Annotated in this window: 8 protein-coding genes and 2 pseudogenes; 6 read left to right on the forward strand and 4 right to left on the reverse strand. The window is 72.2% G+C overall.

What is annotated here, in order from left to right; all coding sequences use genetic code 11:
- The first annotated feature begins 370 nt into the window (after nt 1-370).
- Both ACFY2Z_RS22215 and ACFY2Z_RS22220 read left to right on the forward strand, forming a co-directional pair.
- Nucleotides 371-1498, forward strand: a complete 1128-nt coding sequence (locus ACFY2Z_RS22215) for an ATP-grasp domain-containing protein (RefSeq protein ID WP_390745825.1) — start codon at nt 371-373, stop codon at nt 1496-1498.
- Nucleotides 1499-1693: 195 nt separating this feature from the next.
- Nucleotides 1694-3370, forward strand: coding sequence for a carbohydrate binding domain-containing protein (locus tag ACFY2Z_RS22220; protein ID WP_390745826.1), 1677 nt, complete (start codon nt 1694-1696; stop codon nt 3368-3370).
- Between the two features lie 380 nt (nt 3371-3750).
- On the opposite strand, the gene ACFY2Z_RS22225 is transcribed toward ACFY2Z_RS22220, so the two are convergent.
- Entirely contained in the window at nt 3751-5091 is a 1341-nt protein-coding gene (locus tag ACFY2Z_RS22225) for a 6-phospho-beta-glucosidase (protein WP_390745827.1), read from the reverse strand.
- The gene (locus tag ACFY2Z_RS22230) at nt 5088-5852 is read right to left on the reverse strand and encodes a DeoR/GlpR family DNA-binding transcription regulator (protein WP_390745885.1); all 765 of its coding nucleotides are present in this window, start codon (nt 5850-5852) and stop codon (nt 5088-5090) included. Before ACFY2Z_RS22230 ends, ACFY2Z_RS22225 begins: the two co-directional genes overlap by 4 nt.
- Before the next feature lie 134 nt (nt 5853-5986).
- Between ACFY2Z_RS22230 and ACFY2Z_RS22235 the strand changes: the two are divergent.
- The 3 genes and pseudogenes from ACFY2Z_RS22235 to ACFY2Z_RS22245 all read left to right on the forward strand — a co-directional run.
- A pseudogene (locus tag ACFY2Z_RS22235) lies at nt 5987-7666 on the forward strand (glycoside hydrolase family 2 TIM barrel-domain containing protein); the annotation flags it as partial.
- 33 nt (nt 7667-7699) lie between these two features.
- The gene (locus ACFY2Z_RS22240) at nt 7700-9556 is read left to right on the forward strand and encodes a LamG-like jellyroll fold domain-containing protein (RefSeq protein ID WP_390745828.1); all 1857 of its coding nucleotides are present in this window, start codon (nt 7700-7702) and stop codon (nt 9554-9556) included.
- Nucleotides 9557-9574: 18 nt separating this feature from the next.
- A pseudogene (locus ACFY2Z_RS22245) lies at nt 9575-9942 on the forward strand (histidinol-phosphatase); the annotation flags it as partial.
- Here ACFY2Z_RS22245 and ACFY2Z_RS22250 read toward each other — a convergent pair.
- On the reverse strand, nt 9931-12606 hold the full coding sequence (locus ACFY2Z_RS22250) for an FAD/NAD(P)-binding protein (RefSeq protein ID WP_390745829.1): 2676 nt from the start codon (nt 12604-12606) through the stop codon (nt 9931-9933). The pseudogene ACFY2Z_RS22245 and the gene ACFY2Z_RS22250 overlap by 12 nt on opposite strands.
- 438 nt (nt 12607-13044) lie before the next feature.
- Here ACFY2Z_RS22250 and ACFY2Z_RS22255 point away from each other — a divergent pair, with 438 nt between their 5' ends.
- Nucleotides 13045-14448 carry a glycoside hydrolase family 16 protein gene (locus tag ACFY2Z_RS22255; RefSeq protein WP_390745830.1) on the forward strand — a complete coding sequence of 468 codons (1404 nt, stop codon included), beginning with the start codon at nt 13045-13047 and terminating at the stop codon, nt 14446-14448.
- 45 nt (nt 14449-14493) lie between these two features.
- Here ACFY2Z_RS22255 and ACFY2Z_RS22260 read toward each other — a convergent pair whose 3' ends face one another.
- Nucleotides 14494-15381, reverse strand: a complete 888-nt coding sequence (locus ACFY2Z_RS22260) for a helix-turn-helix domain-containing protein (protein WP_390745831.1) — start codon at nt 15379-15381, stop codon at nt 14494-14496.
- Nucleotides 15382-15468 lie beyond the last annotated feature (87 nt).

Below are 15468 nucleotides of genomic sequence, written 5' to 3' on the forward strand. Positions count from 1 at the left end.
GGGAACACGAGACCACATCGGGCCGCCGAGGGACAAGAGCGACCCGCGGAGGACGCCGACGCCTCCCGGAAAACGGCTGGAATCCCTCTACCCACAGGTCCGCAGACCTCCCGCCCCCGGCCCACAGCCCCCGGAGGCGGGCTGCTCCCTCCGGCCCGCACCCCTCGAACAGCCCGTTGCCGCGCGGCCGGAAAACAGGCAGGAATCCGTAACCCGCGCGTGGCACGGAGAGTGTCCGGGAGGCCCTATGATCGCCCCAACACCTCCGCCACGCACGCCTTCCCGCGTACGGCGGTTGGGTGTACCTCCCCCTCCCATGGCCGGGCACGGCCTGCTCCGCCCTGCCCGCGCACCCTGAAAGGTGGCCTGCATGGTCTCTCGCGTACGCGTCTGGCTCAACCGCACGTACGCGGAGAACGTGTTCTTCATGGAACAGCTGCGGAGAAATCCCAGCGACCGCGCCGTCGACATCCATGCCACGCACGGCGACCCCGACTCGCCCGTCCTGGCCGCGGCGGACACCGCCGAACTGGAGCCGGAGAACCTGTCCCCCGCCGGGTATGTGGAGTACGCCCTCGACCAGTGCGTGCGCCGCGGCATCGACGTGTTCGTACCGCGGCTGCACCAGGAGGCGATCGTCGCGCATCGCACGGAGTTCGAGGCGGCCGGTACGGCGCTGCTGGCGCCGACCGCCGAGGCGGTCGCGGTCTTCCATGACAAGGCGACGGCGTATCAGGCCGTGGAGTCGATCGGGATTCCGGTGCCGCCGTGGCGGCGGGTGACGAACGAGGAAGAACTCCTCACCGCGGTGGAGGAGTTGGAGGCCGACGGCCACAAGGCGTGCTTCAAGCCGGCGGCGGGCGCGGGCGGGGTGGGCTTCCGCGTCATCACGCGTGCGCCGTTCTCGATGGCACATCTGAACGGGTTCCCGGGCCCCTATGTGCCGCTGGACCTGGTCGTCCAAGCGGTGCGCGAGGCCGAGGAGCCCGTCGACTGGCTGGTGATGCCGCGGCTGGCGGAACCGGAGGTGTCGGTGGACTGCCTGACCGGGCCCGACAACCTGATCCGTATGGCGGTGGCCCGCACCAAGAACGGGCGCCGCCGGGGCTTCACGCTGGACAAGCGGTGGGTGGAGCCGGCCACGCGGCTCGCGGAGGGTTTCGGACTGCACTACCTGTCCAACATCCAGTTCCGGATGTTCGGGGAGGAGCCGGTGCTGCTCGACGTCAACACGCGCCCGGCGGGCGGACTGCACCAGCTGTCGCTGTGCGGCGTCAACGCCCCATGGGCGGCCGTGCAGTTGGCGCTCGGGGAGGACCCGGGCCAGGTGGTGCCGCCGTTCCTGGGCACGGACTACGCGGTGGTGTCGGGCCCCCGTCCGCTCCGCTCGCTCTCGCTGCCGGAGCAGCGGGCGGACGAGGTGGAGCAGACTCCGGTACTGCCCGCCGTGCCGGTCACCCCGGTCGAGGTCGGCACGGCGCAGGCCCTGCCCCTTTAGGAATACATCGAGCCGTTCCCGCCCTTCGGCAGGTTCGGCCCGAGCCAACCCATGCTCTCCCGCGATGGGTCACCCCACCGGTCTGGACCAATCCTCCCCCGAACCCTTGACACCCGGATTGGTCCATACCAACTTGGTTGCGCACCTACTGCCCTGCCCTGCACTCCCGAACCCCATCGCCTTCAGGGAGATCGCGTGCGCACACTCCTCAGACGTCCCAGACGTGCCTTCTTCGCTCTCATCGGCTCCGCCGCCCTGGCGCTGGGCTGGGCGGTCGCCCTCCCCGGGACCGCCCAGGCGGCCAACATCCTGTCGAACCCCGGCTTCGAGTCGGGCCTGTCCCCCTGGTCCTGCACCGGCAATCTCGGCTCGGTCGTCTCCAGTCCCGTGCACGGCGGCTCCAAGGCCCTCGCGGGAGCCGCCAGTTCGAGCGACGACGCACAGTGCAGCCAGACCGTGCCGGTCCAGCCGAACACGACGTACAGCCTCAGCGGCTGGGTCCGCGGCAGCTATGTCTACCTCGGTGTGGACGGCGGCGCCTCGACCTGGACCACGTCCCCGTCGGCGTACAGTCAGCTGTCCGTCTCCTTCACCACCGGCGCCTCGCAGACCAGCGCCACGATCTACGTCCACGGCTGGTACGCGCAGGGCACGTACTACGCCGACGACATCAGCCTGGACGGACCCGGCGGCGGCTCCGACACCCAGGCGCCGACCGCGCCCACCGGCCTGACCTCCACCGGCAAGACCTCCTCCAGCGTGTCCCTGCAGTGGAACGCCTCGACGGACAACGTCGGTGTGACCGCGTACGACATCTACCGCGGCTCCAGCCAGGTGCTGAGCGTCTCCGGTACGTCCGCCACGGTCAGCGGTCTGTCACCCAGTACCGGGTACACCTTCACCGTGAAGGCGCGGGACGCGGCCGGGAACACCTCCGCGGCCTCCAACTCCGTGTCGGTCACCACGGACGCGGGCAGCGGCGGCGGCACCGGCTTCAAACAGGCGGCGCCGTACCTCTACGAGGGCTGGGGCGACCCGCCGAACCCGAGCACGGTGATGAGCGCGACCGGCATCAAGTGGTTCACGATGGCGTTCGTGCTCGACTCCGGTGGCTGCAACCCCGCCTGGGACGGCAGCCGTCCGCTGACCGGCGGCGCCGACCAGACCGCCATCAACCAGATCCGTGCCGCGGGCGGTGACATCGTGCCGTCCTTCGGCGGCTGGTCGGGCAGCAAGCTCGGGGCCAACTGCTCCTCCGCGAGCGCGCTCGCCGGAGCCCTGCAGAAGGTGATCGACGCCTACTCCCTGAAGGCGATCGACATGGACATCGAGAACTCGGACGAGTTCGAGAACGAGGCCGTGCAGGCGAAGATCCTGACCGCCCTGAAGACGGTCAAGGCCAACAACTCCGGCCTGAGGACCATCGTCACCTTCGGCACCTCGACCACCGGCCCGACCTACTACGGCAACCGGCTGATCGAGCAGGCCCAGTCGCTCGGCGCGAACGTCGACGTCTTCACCGTCATGCCGTTCGACTTCGGCGGCGGCTCGGACATGTACGGCAACACGGTGAACGCGGCCGAGGGCCTGAAGGCCAAGCTGAAGTCGACCTTCGGCTGGGACGACGCGACGGCCTACGCGCACATCGGCATCTCCGGTATGAACGGCCTGTCCGACCAGCAGGAGAACACGACACCCGCGATCTGGACCCAGATCCGCGACTGGGCGAACTCCCATCACATCGCGCGGCTCGCCTACTGGGCGGTCAACCGCGACCGGCCGTGCGCGGGCGGCGGCGTGGTGAGCAACTGCTCCGGTATCAACCAGAGCAACTGGCAGTTCACCTCCATCACCGCCGGGTTCACCGGCTGAGCACACGGGGTGGGGGTGACGCGGCGCCGGGCACCCCCACCCCTTCTCGGCTCAGCGGCGGCCCGCCCCGCGGTACAGCTCCACGCCGTCCGGTTCCACGGCGAGCACGGTGGCGTGCGGGTCGAGGCCCGCGGCGGACGGCGGCTCGGTCCACAGCACCCCGGGGGCTAATGCAGTCCGCCGGTGACCCGGTGCACCGAGCCGAGCAGCCCCCGTACGTCGATCTCGGCGCGCGGGGCGTCGAAGAGCCTGTCAGGCCCCCACCTCCAAGGGCACCGCGGCGGCGTGGATCACGGGCTTGACGCGCTGGTTGTGGAGGCGCTCGACGCGTTCCTCGATGCGGCGGCGTTCGTCGTGGATCAGCCGATCTCCTGACGGGACTACTTGAGGTAGCCGAGGCCGGGGTGGACGGCGGTGTAGCCGTCGACGAGCCGCCGGGCGACATTGACGGAGTCGACGAGCGGGTGGAGTGCGAACGCCTTCACCGCCGTCGCGCGGGAGCCGGACTCGGCCGCCGACAGCACCTCGCGCTCGACCGCCTTGACCGAGCAGACCAGGCCGGTGGCGTGGCCGGGCAGCGGGTCGACCGCGAGGGGGTGGGCGCCGTTGGCGTCCACCAGGCACGGGACCTCGACGACCGCGTCGGGGTCCAGCACCGACAGGGTGCCACGGTTGCGCACGTTCAGGATCAGGGTGGTGCGCTCGTCGCGGGCGATGCCCCGCATCAGGGCGAGCGCCACCTTCTCGTAGCCGCCGGAGAGGTCGTCGGCGTCGCGTTCGCCCGCGCCCGCCGCCTCCCGGTTCTCGGCCATGTACGTGGCCTCGCGCTCGGCCCGGGTGCGGTCCCAGGTCTCCAGGGCAGCGGCGTCCGGATGCCTCATCTCCTCGTAGAACCGGGCCTGTTGGTCGCGCAGGAAGGCGCCGCGGGTCTTCTCGGCCTCGCGGTAGGCACGGACGGCCTCGCGGTTGAAGTAGTAGTAGTGCAGATACTCGTTCGGGATCGCGCCCAGGGACCGCAGCCAGTCGGTGCCGAACAGCTTGCCCTCCTCGAACGAGCCGAGCAGTCCGGGGTCGGCGAACAGCCTCGGCAGTTCGTCCCGGCCCGCGACGCGCAGACCGCGCACCCAGCCGAGATGGTTGAGGCCGACGTAGTCGATGAAGGTCTCGCGCGGGTTCGCGACGCCGAGCACGCGGGCGATACGACGGCCGAGCCCGACCGGTGAGTCGCAGATGCCGATGACGCGGTCGCCGAGGTGGCGGGACATGGCCTCGGTGACCAGGCCCGCCGGGTTGGTGAAGTTGATGACCCAGGCGTCGGGGGCGAGCCGGGCCACCCGCCGCGCGATGTCGACGGCGACGGGCACGGTCCGCAGACCGTAGGCGATGCCGCCCGCGCCGACCGTCTCCTGGCCGAGGACGCCCTCCGCGAGCGCCACCCGCTCGTCGTTCGCACGCCCCTCCAGGCCGCCGACGCGGATCGCGGAGAAGACGAAGTCGGCGCCGCGCAGCGCCTCGTCGAGATCGGTCGTGGCGGTCACCTCGGGCGCGTCCGGGAATCCCGCGGCCTGTTCGGCCAGCACCCGGGTCACCGCGGACAGCCGGCCGGCGTCCAGATCGTGCAGCACCACCCGGGTGACCCGGCCCTCGGCGCGGTCCCCGAGCAGCGCCCCGTACACGAGCGGCACCCGGAACCCGCCGCCGCCCAGAATCGTCAGCCTCACGTCTCCGCCTTTCCTGCCACGGCCACCTCGACGCCCGCTTCCTCCAGAGAGGACCGGGTCGCCGGGTCGACCGGCGCGTTCGTCACCACCACGTCCAGGTCCTCGGGCCCGCAGACCCGTGCCATGCCCGTCCCCGGGAACTTCGCCGCGTCAGCGAGCAGGACGACCCTGTCGGCGGCCTCGATCATGGCCCGCTTGACCGGCACCTCCACGACCGTGGTGTCCATCACCTGCCCGCCCGGCCGCACCCCGCTGGTGCCGAGGAACAGCCAGTCGGCGTGCAGCTGGCGCAGGTTGTCCTCGGTGAGGAATCCGACCAGTGAGCGGTACTCACGGCGCACCATGCCGCCCAGCAGCACCAGTTCGATGCCCTCGTCGTCGGCCAGTTCCTCGTAGACCACCAGATTGCCGGTGATCACGGTCAGCCGGCGTCCGTGCAGCTGCCGGGCCAGCCGGTAGGCGGTGGTGCCGATGTCCAGCAGCACCGACTGGCCGTCCGCGACCATCTCCGCCGCGCGCGCCGCTATCGCGTCCTTCTCGGACACGCGCACCTCGGCGACCTCGGCGAAGGACTGGTCGCCCTCGTCGGCGACGGCGCCGCCGTGCACCCGGGTGAGCAGGCCGTCCTCCTCCAGTTTGACCAGATCACGTCGGATCGTGGCGGCGCTGACGCCCAGTTGCTCGGACAGGTCGGTCACGGCCGCCGGACCACCGGAGCGCAAGGCCCGCAGGATGAGTTGATGTCGTCGTTCCGCCAGCACGCCATGAACAGTACTCGTCATCTTCAATCACTTCCATGCTCAGTTCTGCACGACTATTGACCAATCTCGGGGAGCGGCGGGCGATTCCGTGCACCGAACTTGAACAGTTCTGACGAGGGACCGTTCTGGCGAGAGTCGTGAACTGGTCGCTCGGCAACGAGTCCGACCACGGGGCGAACCACGACGCGGCGGCGGGCCGGCTGCGCCGCCACGATCCCACCCGGCCGCTCCAGCACGAGGGCGCCGCCAGACGGGGCTGGGCGGATCCCGCGGTCGCCTCCGACATCGCCTGCCCGATGTGCACAGCGATCGAGGGCTGCGTCGCGCACGCCCTGTCCGGAGACCAGACCAAACCACTGATCCAGTGCGAATACGGGCACGTCATGGGCAACAGCAACGGCACGCTCGCCGACCACTGGGCTGCCATCGAGTCCACCCCGGGCCTTCAGGGCGGCTTCATCTGGGAGTTCTGGGGCCACGGCATTGTCCAGCGCGTGAGCGACGGAAGACCCGCCGGGCGCGCTGGTGCCGGGCTGTACGACAACGGTGTCGCCGCGCCCGGGCACCCCTGGGCGTACGGCGGTGACTTCGGGGACCTCCCGAACGACGGCGCCTTCTGCGCGGACGGTGCCGCCTTCGCCGACCGCACGCCCGAACCGGCGATGTACGAGCTCCGGGAGATCGCGGCGCCGGTGCGGGTGGAGTGTTACCGGCACGAGGGCGTCGTCCTCCGCAACCACCAGCACTTCCGGGGCCTGGACTGGCTGACCGCCGTATGGGAGCTGTCGCTCGCCGACGGCCCCACGATCACCGCCCCGGCCGAGCTGCCCCCTCTCGCCCCGGGTGAGTCGGCGGCCGTACGACTGCCGTTCAGGATTCCGCGAAAGGGCGGCGAGGCCTGGCTGACCCTGCGGGTGCGCACGGCGGACGACGAGCCGTGGGCACCGCGGGGCACCGAGGTGTGTGTGCCGCAGGTGCGGCTGCGCGGGCCGTCGGCCGAGGAGCCCGTACCCGTTCCGGGCCGGTCCGTCGAGGTCGACGAAAACGGCCTGCTGGCCCATCCGCTTCTGACCGCCGCCCCCACGCTCACCCTGTGGCGGGCGCCCACCGACAACGACGAGCCGGGCGGGACGGCCGGACGCCGGCGGGCCCGGGGGCTCGACCGGCTGGTCCGCACGGTGGTGGAGGTGCGCCGGGGCGACGGTCCGGTGACCGTGGTCTCCGCGTACGCCTGCGAGGCCGGTGCCGTCCGGCACGAGCAGGTGTTCACCGTCGTCGAGGGCGGGATCCTGGTGCAGGAGACCGCCGAACTGCCCCCGGAGCTCCTCGACGTGGCGCGGGTCGGCTCGGTCTTCGAGACGGTCCCGGGACCGGATCTGCTGGAGTGGTACGGACAGGGCCCCTGGGAGAGCTACCCGGACCGCGCCGCGGGAGTGCCCGTGGGACATCACTCGGCCCCCGTGGACGAGCTGTTCACCCCCTGCTCGCGTCCTCAGGAGAGCGGCGGCCGGCACGGCGTACGGCACTTCACGCTCTGGGCGCCGGACGCCACCGGTCTCTCGGTCCGTCTGGACGAGCCCCGTCAGATCTCGGTCACCCTCCCCCAGCCTTCGGCCGGGGGGACCCCCATCCGCGCCGAGGACCTGACCGCCGCCGGGCACCACGACGAAGCGCTGGCGCGTCCCGGGTGCGTGGTACGCATCGACGCCGCCCACCGGGGCCCCGGCACCACCTCGTGCGGCCCCGACACCTCTGCCTCGTATCTGATCCCGCCGGGTGTCCATCGCTGGAGCTGGACCCTGCGCACGCTCTGACCCACCTCCCTTCATGGATCCCACGGAGTAGATGTGTGCACTTCGCACGAGCCGGGGCAGCACCCTGCCCAGGAAGCCTCCCAGGCCGGGGCCGGCCGGCGCACCTTCCTGCGCGCGACCGCGCTGCTGGGCGCGGCGGCCGGCACCGGTGTCGCCCTGCCGGCGGTCGCCCAGGCGGCCCCGGCGAGCGGCGGGGGGTGGCGCCCCGATCCGGACAGCCGCCGCTTCACGCTCGCGGTGATGCCGGACACCCAGTACCTCTTCGACGGACCGAGCATCGACCCGGCGCCCGTCGAGGCCTCGCTCCGCTACCTCCTGGAGCACGGCCGGGACGAGAACATCGTGTTCCTGTCCCACCTCGGCGACCTCACCCAGAACGGCGCCAAGGAGGAGTTCGCGGCGATCGGTGAGGCGTTCCGGCTGCTCGACCGGCGGGGCGTCGGCTACAGCGTCCTCGCGGGCAACCACGATGTGCGGTCCTCGACCGACGACCAGCGCGGCCCGACGCCGTACCTCGACACCTTCGGTCCGGACCGCTTCCGGAGCCACTCCACGTTCGGGGGCGCGTCCCCCGACGGCTACAACACCTTCCATCTGTTCCGGGCCGCCGGGCGGGAGTGGCTGGTGCTGGCCCTGGACTGGCGGCTGTCGGAGCACGGGTACGCCTGGGCGAAGGACGTCATCGCCCGGCACCCGAGGACACCGGTGATCCTCACCACGCACGAGCTGGTCGTCGGGGACGACACGCTGTCCTCGTACGGCCAGGAGTTGTGGGAACGGCTGATCGAGGACCACGACCAGATCTTCCTGACCCTCAACGGGCACTACTGGCCGGCCGGCCGCGCCACCCGCAGGAACGCGGCGGGCCACGAGGTCCAGCTGCATCTGACGAACTATCAGAACCGTTACTTCGGCGGTGCGGCGATGATCCGGCTGTACCACTTCGACCTCGACCGGAACGTCATCGACGTGGAGACCGTCTCCCCGTGGATCCTCGGCCGGGCCGCCAAGGGCCTGAACCGGCTGGAGCGGGAGGAGATGGAGCTGAGCGGTGACGCCGACCGGTTCTCGGTCGTCGTCGACTTCGAGGAGCGGTTCGCGGGCTTCGCCCCCGTCCAGCCGCGTCCTTCGCGGCCGGCGTCGAAGATGACCGTCCCCGGCACGGTGGCCTACTGGCGCTTCGACGGGCACGAGGACGGGTCCGCCGTCGGCGGCACGGTCCGCGATCTGTCCGGGCGCGGCAACGACCTCACCCTGGTCACGGTGAACGGCGGCTCGCTGATCTGGTCGTCGGACCACCACCCCGACCAGCCCGGCCACGGCAGCCTGGAGTTCCGGGGCTACAAGTCGCCGCTGACGGGCGCGTATCTGCGCACGGTCGACGGGGCGCCGCTCAACTCCGCGACGCTCGCCTCGGGTTACACCATCGAGGCCTTCTACCGGCTCCCCGCGGACTGGGACCCGGCGCACCACGCCTGGTCCGGGCTCGTCAGCCGCACCGGCACGGGCGGCGCAGCGGGCAAGACCGCCGACGACCCCGACGAGCCGCTGGCCACGCTGTCGCTGTCCGACGGCCCCGGACCGCAGTGGGCGGTGCGCCCGCTCAACCAGGAGGGCATCGCCACCAACTGGGGCGACGAGACGGCGCGGGAGAAGTGGTGGCACGTGGCCGTGGTCAACGACGGCCGGCACACCACGCTGTACGTCGAGGGCTGCCCGGTGGCCCGTAACCCGAAGGCCGCCGCCGTCGGTCTGGCCTCGGTCGGGCTGCCGTGGCTCCTGGGCGGTTACGAGTACGCGGGGAAGATCGACCAGATCCTGCACGGCCGCCTCGGCGACGTCCGGATCGTCGCCCGTGCGCTGCCCGTCACCTCCTTCATGAACCACTGAGCCGAAGGGCCCCAACCCATGGCCGAGCAGCAACTGCACGCCTGGGCCGACCCTTCCGTCTCCCCCGACCGGCCGGACGCCCAGGGCCTGTCCCGCCGCGGCCTGCCGCGCAATGCCGGGCTCTTCGGCGCCGCGTTCGCCGTCGGCTCCCTCGCCACGCCCGCGGCGGCGCACGACCGGCACCTCGGCGGCGAGGACCCCCGCCTCGCCGGTCTGGCCGGCGACCACCACGTGCACTCCGTCCACAGCCACGACGCGAAGTACACGTTCTCCCAACTGGTCCAGGCCGGTACGGCCTGGACTGGATGGTGTTCAACGAGCACTCCGACTTCGGGCACGCCTCGTACGGCGCCCGGATGGAGCACCGCGTCCGGTCACCCCGGCAGCGCGGCCAGCAGACGGCGGTCCCGGGGTGCCGGTTTCCGGTCGAGGCGTCCGTCCAGCAGACGGCGGGCGGCATCGCAGCGGCCCGCCGCCACCAGGGCGTACAGCAGCGTCTCCTCGACGACCTCGCGCTGGGCCGCGCTGCCGCCGACCTTGCGCACCGCCGGCAGCAGAGCGGCGAGGCCGCGGGCCGCCTCGTGAAAGCGCTCCTCGACGAGCGCGGCCAGCGCCTCGCACAGCGGCACGACGACCTCCCGCTGTACCGCGTCGGCGCCCGCCGCGTGGTCGCGCAACCGGCGCAGGGCCGCCGCATCGCCCGCGGCGGCGAGGGCTACCGCCGCGTGCAGCGCGGTGAACGCGGTCGCGGGCCGCTCCACGATGTCCCGGGCGACCGAGTCGAGCACCTCGGCGGCGGGCACCTCGCCCGGCCAGCTGTCGCTCAGCCGTGCCCGCCACAGCAGAGATCCCGAGTCGACGAGCGCCCGTACCCCGGACACCCGCCCGGGCGCGAGCTGCGCCAGCCAGCGCCTGCGGACGGCGGCCGGATCGTCCAGCGCCAGTTCGTGCAGCGCGATGTGCCAGGAGAAGTGCGCACGGTGGACGGCGCCACGCCCCAGCCCCGACACCCATCCGTCGAGCCAGTCGCGGCCCGCCTCATGGGCGCCGCGCTCGTAGTGGACATGGGCGAGCGCGTGCACGGCGTGACCGGACGCGGGCTCGGCGGCCAGGGCCCGATGGGCGAGTTCGCCCGCCTCGTGGAAGCGGCCCTGCCCCTGGCGCAGAAAGGCCAGCAGCGAGGTGTGGAACCAGTGGCCGTCGTACGCGGGTGAGGTGCGCTCCACCAGCCGCAGCGCATAGGCGTCGTCGAGATCGCGGACCCCGGAGAAGGCGATGGTGGGCACGGCGGCGGCCAGCGCGAGCGCGTCGCCCGGGTGGGCGTCGAGATGGCCGAGGAGCGCGGTGCCGTCCTCGTCGGTGCCGTGGACGCGGTGGGTGACGACCTCCACGAAGGAGCGCTCCCGCTCATCGGCCCGCTCCCGGGCGCACCGCTGGGCCTCCGCGAGTTCCCGGGGCACGTCGACCTGCGCGCCGCACTCATGGCCGAGCAGCGCGAGCGCGGCGTGTCCAAGAGCGAATCCGGGGTCGAGGGCGACGGCCCGCCGGAACGCATCCTCGGCGCCCGACCTGACCTTGAGCACCCGGTCGAGCCCGGTGCGGTGGGCGGCGGCCGCGTCGGCGTGCGTGGAGAGGGGAAGCCCCTGTGCGTCGCCGGGGCGCCGTCGGCTCCGGCGCACCGGCGGGGCGAGCTGGGCCAGCACCTCCCGCCCCAACGCCGCCGCCTGCGCCCGGATCTCGGGGACAGCCGTGGTCTCCCACAGTTCGCCGCGGCGCGGGGCACCGAGCGTGAACAGTGGCCGGTCGGTCCGGCCGGCGGCGTCGAGGAGCCGGCCCTCGTACGTGGCGACCCCCATGCCGAGGGGCCCGGGGACGGCGGCCCCGGCGGCGGCGAGCGATCGCCACAGGGGGTCGTCGAGGTGGTGGCCGGGGCCCGTGCAGTCGATGACCCAGCCCACCCGGAGCGTACGGCCGTCGGCGAGGGCGACGGTCACCGTGCCGTCGGGGGCGCTACGGGCGTCCGCGATCAGGCCGGCGCGCACGCTCAGCCGCCGGGCGGCCCGCACCCGGGCCAGCGCCTCCGCCGTGGCGGGCGCCATACGGTGCCGATGGGTGTTCCACAGCGCCCCGTCCCGCCGTAGGAACTCGGCCCGCTCGCCTGGGGTCAGGCCCTGCCACAGCCGGACCGTGTGCGGGCGCAGACCGTCAAGGGCGGGGCGCCAGTCGCCGTGCAGCCGGACCGCCCGACCGGCCTGCCGGAGCACGGCCCGCCGCAGCCGGTCCAGGGGCGCACCGGTGAGCCCCGGGGGCGGTGGCATGGACGGTGCCGGATTCAGGGCGTGCGGCTGGGGCAGCAGTCCGTTGCGGGAGACGGCGTGGAGCACCCGGCCCGGGCGGTCCAGGGTCAGCGCCAGGTCGACGGCGGTGAGGCCGGTGCCGACCAGCAGCACATCGGCGGTGTCGGCGAGCGGCCCGGCGAGCGCGCCCGGCGCCCATGGCTCGGCGACGAACCGCGGTGACGTGCGCAGCCCGGGCGGGGCCCAGGCGCTGTTCCCCGCGGCGGGCCCGGTGGCGAGCACCGCGCTGTCGGCCGTCAGGCATCCGCCGTTCGCGAGCCGGAGTTCCAGCCGCCCGCCGGCGGTGTCCGTGCAGCCCTCCGCGCGCGAGCGCACCCGCCGCACCCCCACCACCCCATGGGCGCGGACGACAGCCTGCCCGAGGCTGTCGGCGAGGTAGGCGCCGTAGCGGTACCGGGTGAGGAAGTCGGCGGCGGTGACGGTGGGTTCCCCGTGGCGGCACAGCCAGCGGGTGAGGTGGCCGGGATCATCCGGGTAGCAACTCATCCCGCCCGCAGGGACATTGAGCCGGTGCCGGGGGTCGGTGGTGGCGTAGGCGACGCCCCGGCCGGCCTCCGGTGCCGGATCGATCAGCACGAGGTCGAGCGGGGTACGGCGGCGTGTGGCCGTCTCGCACATCTGGAGGGCGGTCAGCGCGCCGGCCGCCCCCGCCCCGACGATGGCCACGGTGCGCCGCGCACGGGCTGGGTTCACAAGTACCTCCGGCGATGGTCGGGGCCGGGGCCGCCCGGCGAGTGTCCGCTCCTCCTGTCTCCTCCTACTCTGTCCCCTTCCGGCCGCGTCGGAGCCGTCGATTCAGGCCGAGTCGCGGACGGTGTTCGCAGGCGTCTCAGGCGACGCCCCTTGGATTCAAAGAGTCAATCCACCCAGCGGCCGCAGGGCGCCCCGACACAGGGGCATCTCGGGCGGGTGGGCGGGGAGCGTCCCGGGGCGACGGACCGCATGGGCCTCGCTTCGGCGCCTGAACTCCCGTGCCGCTGACGGACTTTCTGGGCTTTACCTCTTGACGGCCGGAGTGACCGAGAGCACATTGGCGGCGCGGCGCGTGAGAGCGCTCTCAAAATTGTCCGCGCGCCTCCCCCGCTCTCACGCGCATCCGCACACCCCCACTCCGTACGAATGAGGCAGCCCATGAAGGACACTTCCGGCACACCCGCGAGACCCCGGCCCCTGCGCCGCGTCCTCGTCGCCGTAATCGGCACGACGGTTCTGGCCGTGGCCGCCGCCACGGCCGCCACCCTGCCCGCGAACGCCTCCGCCCCCACTCCCCCGTCCGGCTGGACCCAGGTCTTCCTCGACGACTTCGACGGCGCGGCCGGCTCCGGCGTGAACACGGCGAACTGGCGGTACGACACCGGGACCTCGTACCCGGGCGGCGCCGCCAACTGGGGCACCGGCGAGGTCGAGAGCATGACCTCCAGCACCAACAACGTCTCGCTCGACGGCAACGGCGATCTGCTCATCACCCCGCGCCGTGACGCCGCCGGCAACTGGACCTCGGGCCGTATCGAGACCAACCGCACCGACTTCCAGCCCCCGGCGGGCGGCAAGCTGCGGGTCCAGGCCCGGATCCAGATGCCCGATGTGACCGGCGCCGCCGCCAAGGGCTACTGGCCCGCATTCTGGATGCTCGGCGCGCCGTACCGGGGGAACTACCAGAACTGGCCGAGCGTCGGGGAGCTGGACGTGATGGAGAACGTCCAGGGCCTCAACACCGACTGGGCGACGATGCACTGCGGCACCAATCCTGGCGGCCCGTGCAACGAGACGTCCGGCATCGGCAACTCCACGTCCTGCAGCGGCACGACCTGCCAGGCGGGCTTCCACACCTACGCGATGGAGTGGGACCGCTCGACGAGTCCCGAGGAGATCCGCTTCTACCTCGACGGCGTCGACTTCCACACCGTACGGGCCAACCAGGTGGACGCGACGACCTGGGCCAACGCCACCAACCACGGTTTCTTCGTGATCCTGAACGTGGCGATGGGCGGCGGCTTCCCGGCCGCGTTCGGCGGCGGCCCGGACAGCGGCACCGAGTCCGGCCATCCGATGGTGGTCGACTATGTGCAGGTGCTCCAGTCCTCGGGCGGTGGGAGCGGTACCACGCCGCCGCCCTCCGGCAACCGGGAGGCCTACAGCGCGATCCAGGCCGAGTCGTACGACAGTCAGTCCGGTGTGATCCCCGAGACCACCACGGACACCGGTGGCGGCCAGGACATCGGCTCCCTGGCGAACGGCGACTGGGCCCTCTACAAGGGCGTGAACTTCGGCTCCACGGCGGCCACGCAGTTCTACGGCCGGGTCGCGAGCGGCGCGGCGAACGGAGTGAGCGGACTGGTCGAGGTGCGCCTCGACAGCCGTACGAACGCACCGATCGGCAGCTTCGCGGTGGCCGGCACGGGCGGCTGGCAGAGCTGGCGGACCGTGCCCGCGAACATCGGGCCGGTCACCGGCACCCATGACGTCTATCTCACCTTCACCAGCGGCCAGCCGAGCGACTTCGTGAACGTGAACTGGTTCGACTTCGGCCACTGAGAATTCGGGCAACCGGCAGGGGCGGGCCCACGGCCCGCCCCTGTGTCATCTCAACTCCGCCCGGAACGCCGCCGGTGTCGTGTCGGTGTGCTGATGGAAGAACTTGGAGAAGTTCGCCGGGTCGGGGAAGCCGACGGCCGCGCCCACGCGGCCGATCGGCAGGTCCGTGTGCGCGAGCAGGCGCTTGGCCTCCAGGACCACCCGCTTGTCGATGAAGCCCTTGGGGGTCTCGCCGGTGGCGGCGCGGACGGCGCGCACCAGGGTGCGCCGGGAGTAGCCGAGGGCGTCGGCGTAGGCGCTGACGCTGTGGTTGGTGGCGAAGCCCTGCTCGACGGCGTCCCGGAACCGGGTGAAGGTGGTGTCGGCCCGATCGCGCGCCGCCTCGGCGGAGCTGGCCGCGAGATGTCCGAGCCGCAGCAGGAACGCGGTCAGGGAGTGGCGCAGCACCGCCGTGTGCAGACTCAGCGGCAGGGTGGTCGCGTCCTCGTACTCGCGTTGCAGCTGTTCCAGGGAGGCGCGGAGCCCGGCGAGCTGCGCCGGGCCCGGGTGCAGCAGCGGCGGCAGGTCGTAGTGGTACAGGCCCGTGGCCTCCACGGTGGCGCGCGGCAGAAAACCGGGCTGCATGGTCAGCACGGTGCCGCGGTACTCGCTGGTCCGGGAGAAGCGGTGGATCTGGCCGGGGCGTATCCACAGAACGTCACCGGCGCCCGGCCGGTACTCGGCGAAGTCCACCATGTGCGACACGGGGCCGCCGTTGAAGAACATCACCACATGGAAGTCGATGCGGTGGACGCGGTCCAGCGGCGCGTCCTCGTGCCAGATACGGCCGGGCTCCATCGGACCCACCTGGATGCCGACACCGCAGACGCTCAGGTCGACCGGGAACGGGTACGTCCTGATCCCATCCCCGTCTTGTGTGGTTATGTCCGCCATGCCCGTCTCGTGCCGCCTTGATTACCGCTGCCGATGTCCCACTTTCACCGAAGGCTGACACAGGCATACCTTCCCCCGCAAAAGTCA

The sequence above is a fragment of the Streptomyces sp. NPDC001222 genome (assembly GCF_042896945.1).
Taxonomy (GTDB): domain Bacteria; phylum Actinomycetota; class Actinomycetes; order Streptomycetales; family Streptomycetaceae; genus Streptomyces; species Streptomyces gibsoniae.

Excerpts from the sequence above, each read along its gene's own strand:
- ACFY2Z_RS22260 (WP_390745831.1), bottom strand. The coding sequence starts at position 15,381 with ATGGCGGACATAACCACACAAGACGGGGATGGGATCAGGACGTACCCG.
- ACFY2Z_RS22255 (WP_390745830.1), top strand. The coding sequence starts at position 13,045 with ATGAAGGACACTTCCGGCACACCCGCGAGACCCCGGCCCCTGCGCCGC.
- ACFY2Z_RS22215 (WP_390745825.1), top strand. The coding sequence starts at position 371 with ATGGTCTCTCGCGTACGCGTCTGGCTCAACCGCACGTACGCGGAGAAC.